This window comes from Vibrio ouci (assembly GCF_004551525.1).
Taxonomy (GTDB): domain Bacteria; phylum Pseudomonadota; class Gammaproteobacteria; order Enterobacterales; family Vibrionaceae; genus Vibrio; species Vibrio ouci.
On record NZ_SATR01000010.1, the window covers coordinates 122,974 to 129,737 of the forward strand.

At 45.8% G+C, this 6,764-nt stretch carries 6 protein-coding genes and 6 tRNA genes; all 12 read left to right on the top strand.

Going from position 1 to position 6,764, the window contains the following annotated elements:
• Nucleotides 1-74: 74 nt before the first annotated feature.
• The 12 genes from lolB to ELS82_RS08940 all read left to right on the top strand — a co-directional run bounded on the left by lolB (nucleotide 75) and on the right by ELS82_RS08940 (nucleotide 6,764).
• Complete coding sequence (lolB, locus tag ELS82_RS08880) at nucleotides 75-689, top strand: lipoprotein insertase outer membrane protein LolB (protein ID WP_134835178.1); 615 nt, start codon at nucleotides 75-77, stop codon at nucleotides 687-689.
• Nucleotides 686-1,558, top strand: coding sequence for a 4-(cytidine 5'-diphospho)-2-C-methyl-D-erythritol kinase (gene ispE, locus ELS82_RS08885; RefSeq protein WP_134835179.1), 873 nt, complete (start codon nucleotides 686-688; stop codon nucleotides 1,556-1,558). Before lolB ends, ispE begins: the two co-directional genes overlap by 4 nt.
• A 29-nt stretch (nucleotides 1,559-1,587) precedes the next feature.
• Nucleotides 1,588-2,532, top strand: coding sequence for a ribose-phosphate pyrophosphokinase (locus tag ELS82_RS08890; protein ID WP_053440350.1), 945 nt, complete (start codon nucleotides 1,588-1,590; stop codon nucleotides 2,530-2,532).
• Nucleotides 2,533-2,706: 174 nt separating this feature from the next.
• Nucleotides 2,707-4,026, top strand: coding sequence for a Na+/H+ antiporter NhaC family protein (locus ELS82_RS08895; RefSeq protein ID WP_134835180.1), 1,320 nt, complete (start codon nucleotides 2,707-2,709; stop codon nucleotides 4,024-4,026).
• Nucleotides 4,027-4,084: 58 nt separating this feature from the next.
• A complete protein-coding gene (gene pth, locus ELS82_RS08900; protein ID WP_134835181.1) occupies nucleotides 4,085-4,675 on the top strand; it encodes an aminoacyl-tRNA hydrolase in 591 nt (196 codons plus the stop codon).
• 10 nt (nucleotides 4,676-4,685) lie between these two features.
• Nucleotides 4,686-5,777, top strand: coding sequence for a redox-regulated ATPase YchF (gene ychF, locus ELS82_RS08905; protein ID WP_134835182.1), 1,092 nt, complete (start codon nucleotides 4,686-4,688; stop codon nucleotides 5,775-5,777).
• Nucleotides 5,778-6,045: 268 nt separating this feature from the next.
• A tRNA-Met gene (locus ELS82_RS08915) sits at nucleotides 6,046-6,122 on the top strand.
• Nucleotides 6,123-6,159: 37 nt separating this feature from the next.
• Nucleotides 6,160-6,244, top strand: a tRNA-Leu gene (locus ELS82_RS08920).
• Between the two features lie 29 nt (nucleotides 6,245-6,273).
• Nucleotides 6,274-6,348: transfer RNA gene (locus ELS82_RS08925), tRNA-Gln, on the top strand.
• A gap of 78 nt (nucleotides 6,349-6,426) precedes the next feature.
• Nucleotides 6,427-6,503: transfer RNA gene (locus tag ELS82_RS08930), tRNA-Met, on the top strand.
• Nucleotides 6,504-6,574: 71 nt separating this feature from the next.
• Nucleotides 6,575-6,659 (top strand) — tRNA-Leu (locus ELS82_RS08935).
• Nucleotides 6,660-6,689: 30 nt separating this feature from the next.
• A tRNA-Gln gene (locus tag ELS82_RS08940) sits at nucleotides 6,690-6,764 on the top strand.

The following is a 6,764-nucleotide window of genomic DNA, read 5'->3' on the forward strand; positions in this document are numbered from 1 at the left end:
ATGTTTTCTTGAGTTCGTGATTTCAATGATATAGTGAAGACGAACTTTGGGAAAAACTGGATAAATATTCGACAATGATGACACATTTTCGCGCCTTCTTTTTACTCCTTGTTACCAGCTTGATTTTACCGGGCTGTGCGAGCATAGACAGCACAACCAATGTCGAATGGGAAAGCCATCAACAACGCCTCGCGATGATCGAAAGCTATCAAGCCTCTGGCAAGCTTGGTTATATAGCTCCTCAGCAAAGACAATCCCTCAACTTTCAATGGCAAGACTCAGCTCAAGAGACGCAATTACGCATGACCACTTTCCTAGGTCAAACCGTTCTAAACCTCAATGCGACCCCAACTTTAGCAACCGTTGAAACCTATGAAGGGCAAACTTACTCGGCATCGACCCCTGAAGCTCTAATCAAACAGCTTACTGGGCTCAACATTCCTGTCGAGCAGCTAAATGACTGGATGCTAGGACGCCCAACCCAAGCCGATGACTATCAGTTAAATCAAACCAACACACTTGCTTCACTCACTAAGCAAGTGAATACACAAAATTGGACACTTAATTACTTAAGCTACCAAGATGTTCAGCATTTGGGTGCTGCGCTTCCTTTACCTAAAAAGCTAAAGCTTACCCAAGGTAGTACCTCTATCAATATTGTTATTTCGAAGTGGACGTTCGACGAATGATCTCAGAAACCACACACTGGCCTTCTCCTGCCAAACTGAATCTATTCCTATACATTACTGGTCGCCGCGATAATGGCTATCATGAACTTCAGACCCTATTTCAATTTCTCGACCATGGCGATGATCTGACGATCACGGCCAACCAGTCAGGAGAAATCACACTATCACCTGACATTCCCGGAGTTCCACTCACTGATAACCTAATTTGGAAAGCGGCAAAGGCGCTGCAAGAGAAAAGTGGTTGTCAGTTTGGTGCTCATATCGAACTGAATAAGATCTTGCCGATGGGTGGTGGTATTGGCGGCGGTTCATCGAATGCTGCTACGACATTGGTTGCCTTAAACCATTTATGGCAAACCAATGTAAGCGAAGACGATCTAGCCGAGATCGGGTTAAAGCTAGGTGCCGATGTACCTGTGTTTACTCTAGGATTTGCTGCCTTCGCTGAAGGTGTTGGTGAACAGCTAACTCCCGCTCAGCCAGAAGAAAAATGGTATCTCGTCGTAAGACCAAACGTATCAATTGCAACCGTAGACATATTCACTCACCCTGAGCTGACGAGAAATACGCCGAAACGTTCACTGGCAACGCTTCTTGACAGTAATTACGGAAACGATTGCGAAAAAATTGTTCGAATGCTGTACCAAGAGGTTGATAAGCAACTTTCATGGCTGCTACAATACGCGCCGTCGCGATTGACTGGCACTGGATCGTGCGTTTTTGCTGAATTTTCCAGCAAAAGTGACGCCGAAACAACGCTAGCCGAACTGCCTGACACAGTCTCTGCTTTTGTTGCAAAAGGCAAGAATATTTCGCCTCTGCACGAGAGACTGGCTAAGTATCGCTTAGCCCACACACAATCTATTTAAAAACTGGACGCAACCCTGAGGTTTCCACCGTGCCTGATATGAAGCTATTTGCTGGTAACGCTACACCTGAACTAGCCCAACGTATTGCTGATCGTCTATACATCTCTCTTGGTGATGCTACTGTTTCTCGTTTTTCTGACGGCGAAGTCGCTGTTCAAATCAACGAAAACGTACGTGGTAGTGATGTTTTTATCATCCAATCTACTTGTGCACCAACTAACGACAACCTAATGGAACTTGTAGTGATGATTGACGCAATGCGCCGCGCTTCAGCGGGCCGTATTACAGCAGTTATCCCTTACTTTGGTTACGCTCGCCAAGACCGTCGTGTACGTTCTGCTCGTGTGCCAATCACTGCAAAAGTTGTTGCTGATTTCCTTTCTAACGTTGGTGTTGACCGCGTTCTAACTATCGACCTTCACGCAGAGCAAATCCAAGGCTTCTTCGATGTACCTGTAGACAACATCTTCGGTACACCAGTACTTCTTGAAGATATGGAAGCTCGTGGTCTAGAGAACCCTGTGGTTGTTTCTCCTGACCTAGGCGGTGTTGTTCGCGCTCGTGCAACTGCAAAAGCGCTAGGTGACATCGATATCGCAATCGTTGATAAGCGTCGTCCACGTGCTAACGTTTCTGAAGTAATGAACCTAATCGGTGATGTTGAAGGTCGCGACTGTGTGATCGTTGATGACATGATCGATACTGGTGGCACACTATGTAAAGCAGCAGAAGCGCTAAAAGAACGTGGCGCTAAGCGTGTATTCGCTTACGCAACTCACGCTGTATTCTCAGGTAACGCTGCACAGAACATTGGTAACTCTGTTTTAGACCAAGTAATCGTCACTGACTCAATTACTATGTCTAAAGAAATGGCAGACACAGGTAAAGTAACAACGCTAAGCCTATCTCGCATGCTTGCTGAAGCGATTCGTCGTATCAGCAACGAAGAGTCTATCTCAGCGATGTTCAGCTAATCACTGTTGAAATATTTTTTAAAAGCCCGCTTCTAGCGGGCTTTTTTGTATCTGTTCTTACCTAACAATTCATGACAACGCTCAGGACAAAAGCCGTTTAGACGTCTAGATGTTGACGCATCTAATCCCTAAGCGTACTCTTAGCGCCAATTTCAGCTTATTGAGACTTTTGTCATGCCCGTAACACCTTCGGCGAAAGCCCTGTTGCCTCTAGCGCTCTTTCTAACTCTATTCATCGGCGTTGGAAGCTATCTCACTTTTCAAGGGGTAGATTTTGCCTTCTATCAACTGCCTGCACCAGTAGCCGCGCTGCCTGCGATCATAGTCGCGATACTGCTTAGCAAAGAGAAACTCAACAAAGCGATTGAACAATTTGTGCGTGGTGTTGGACATAGCGACATCATCGCAATGTGTATTATCTACCTGCTTGCAGGGGCATTTGCCGCTGTAGCTAAAGCAACTGGCGGGGTAGACGCTACCGTAAACCTTGGTCTTTCACTGCTACCGCCAAACCTTATCTTGCCAGGTATGTTCCTAATTGCTGCTTTTATCGCGACTGCAATGGGGACCTCCATGGGAACGATTGCCGCTCTTGCGCCCGTTGCGCTAGGTATTGCGGATACCGCTGGAATTGATCATGCAATTGCTGCAGGCGCGGTGCTAAGTGGTGCGATGTTTGGTGACAACCTGTCGATCATTTCTGATACCACCATTGCCGCGACTCGATCTCAAGGCTGTGAAATGAAAGATAAGTTCAAAGAGAACGTCGCTATTGCTCTACCAGCTGCAATTGTCTCATTAGTTCTATTCACGCTGCTCAGCACGCCAAGTGAAGTACCAGCAACCATCGAGATCGAATGGCTTAAAGTAGCACCTTATCTCACTATCTTAGTACTGGCTGTTTCTGGCCTTAATGTGTTTGCAGTATTGACCGTAGGTATTCTATTAGCAGGCGCAGTAGGGTTGTTTAATTCTGAGCAATACTCTCTCACTCAGTATGGTCAAGATATTTACGCCGGTTTTGGCAACATGCAAGAGATCTTCTTACTCTCGATGTTTATCGGCGGCTTAAGTTCACTAATGAAATACCAAGGTGGTCTGGCTTGGATAACTCAGTCTCTGAGTAAACTTCTCAACTCATCGAGCCGTAAAAGTGGCGAGTTTGGTATCGCCCTACTGGTGAGCTTAGTTAACAGCTGTACAGCAAACAACACTGTTGCCATTTTAGTTTCAGGCAGCATCGCCAAAGATCTGGCTGAGAAACATGATATCTGTGCTAAGCGTGCCGCTAGTTTATTAGATATATTCTCTTGTGTTATTCAAGGCGTTTTGCCTTATGGCGCGCAGGTACTTTTGGCCGGCTCTATCCTCAAACTTTCGCCTCTTGAAGTCACTATGCACTCGTATTACTGCTTTGCTTTAGCCGCTGCAGCGCTACTAGCGATTATTTTCAAGTCCACAAAAGGTAGGGAGACGAGCACGGCTGTCGCTTGATCACAAAAAACTGTGCTATCATACTGCGCTTTTTGAGATTCCAAGAGAGATCCTAACCTTGAGTCAACCAATTAAACTGCTTGTTGGCCTAGCCAATCCTGGGCCTGAATACGCTAGAACTCGCCATAATGCGGGCGCTTGGGTAGTAGAAGAACTAGCACGCGTACATAACGTTACCCTGAAGAACGAACCAAAGTTCTTTGGCCTAACAGGACGCATTATGGTCAACGGACAGGATCTTCGACTACTCATCCCAACGACGTTTATGAACCTTTCAGGCAAAGCGATTGCTGCATTAGCAAAGTTTTATCAGATCAAACCTGAAGAAATCATGGTCGCGCATGATGAGCTAGATTTACCACCTGGTGTTGCTAAATTTAAGAAAGGCGGCGGCCATGGCGGTCATAACGGCCTTCGCGACACCATCAGTAAACTTGGAAACAACAAAGATTTCTATCGTCTCCGCATCGGCATTGGCCATCCGGGGCACAAAGATAAAGTAGCCGGTTTTGTTCTAGGCAAAGCGCCGGCAAAAGAGCAAGAGCTTCTTGATGCAGCAGCAGATGAGTCTGTTCGCTGTTTAGATATCCTGATTAAGGATGGTCTATCAAAAGCACAAAACCGTCTACACACGTTCAAAGCTGAATAAGGTTACTATCATGGGTTTTAAATGTGGCATCGTTGGTCTACCAAACGTTGGTAAATCAACTCTGTTTAACGCACTTACTAAAGCAGGCATCGAAGCAGCAAACTTCCCTTTCTGTACTATCGAACCAAACACAGGCGTAGTACCTGTGCCAGATCTTCGCCTAGACGCACTAGCGAAAATCGTAAACCCACAGAAAGTACTGCCAACTACGATGGAATTCGTAGATATCGCTGGTCTAGTTGCAGGTGCATCACGCGGTGAAGGTCTAGGTAACAAATTCCTAGCTAACATCCGCGAAACTGACGCGATTGGTCACGTTGTTCGTTGTTTTGAAAACGAAAACATCGTTCACGTAGCTGGTAAAGTATCGCCAATCGAAGATATCGAGGTAATCAACCTTGAGCTTGCAATGGCTGACCTAGACTCTTGTGAGCGTGCAATCCAACGTAACGCTAAGAAAGCAAAAGGCGGCGATAAAGACGCTAAATTCGAGCTGACTGTGCTTGAAAAACTGCTTCCAGTTCTAACTGAAGGTGGCATGGCACGTACAGTTGAGCTTTCTAAAGAAGAGCTTGCAGCAGTAGGTTACCTAAACTTCCTAACGCTTAAGCCAACAATGTACATTGCTAACGTTAATGAAGATGGTTTTGAAGACAACCCATATCTTGATGCGGTACGTGACTACGCAGAAAAAGAAAACAATGTGGTTGTAGCGGTATGTGCTGCTATTGAATCTGAACTTTCAGAGCTAGAAGACGAAGATCGCGAAGAGTTCCTTGCAGACATGGGTATCGAAGAACCTGGTCTTAACCGTGTGATCCGTTCAGGTTACGAACTGCTGACTCTACACACTTACTTCACTGCAGGTGTTAAAGAAGTACGCGCTTGGACGATCCCTGTAGGTGCAACAGCGCCACAAGCTGCAGGTAAGATCCACACTGACTTCGAAAAAGGCTTCATCCGTGCAGAAGTTGTTGGCTACAACGACTTCATCGAGTTCAACGGTGAAAGCGGTGCGAAAGACGCAGGTAAGTGGCGCCTAGAAGGCAAAGAGTACATCGTAAAAGATGGCGATGTGGTTCACTTCCGCTTCAACGTATAATTTATATACAAGTCTTTGACTTAAAAGGTCAGCGCTCATGCTGGCCTTTTTGCTATTTGTTAATTTAGTTTTCACTTAACTCCTTCAAGTTGCGTCATTTTGTTATCAGTTTTCGATGATTAACACGCCTCTTTGTTTAAAAAGAAATCGAACAGTCCATTTATGCCGATTTATTCAAAAAAACTATTGACGCTTTTGACTCAACTACGCATAATGCGCCCCGTTCCCAACAAGACGGCAACGCATTGTTGGAGCAAAAACATGGTATGGCTACGTAGCTCAGCTGGTTAGAGCACATCACTCATAATGATGGGGTCACAGGTTCGAATCCCGTCGTAGCCACCATTCCTAAATACTTTTTAGAAAGTAATTAGGAATAGATGCGGAAGTGGCGAAATTGGTAGACGCACCAGATTTAGGTTCTGGCGCCGCAAGGTGTGAGAGTTCAAGTCTCTCCTTCCGCACCATGTTTTATAGCTATTTTAGCTATGCCTGCAGGTCTATCGCCAAGCGGTAAGGCAGCGGCTTTTGATGCCGCCATTCCCTGGTTCGAATCCAGGTAGACCTGCCACTATTTATAGTGTTAAGCCTAATTAAAAAATGGCTTGTCACTAAGAGCGCAACAGTTTATATTGTCTCGCTCACGAGTGGCTACGTAGCTCAGCTGGTTAGAGCACATCACTCATAATGATGGGGTCACAGGTTCGAATCCCGTCGTAGCCACCATTCCTTTTTAGGAAACAGATATAAAGTTATTAGTTTTTACCAATTAACTAGTAACTATGTAGATTCAAGATGCGGAAGTGGCGGAATTGGTAGACGCACCAGATTTAGGTTCTGGCGCCGCAAGGTGTGAGAGTTCAAGTCTCTCCTTCCGCACCATTATTTAAGTCTTTCTCATGAAAGCACTGCAGGTCTATCGCCAAGCGGTAAGGCAGCGGCTTTTGATGCCGCCATCCCCTGGTTCGAATCCAGGTAGACCTGCCA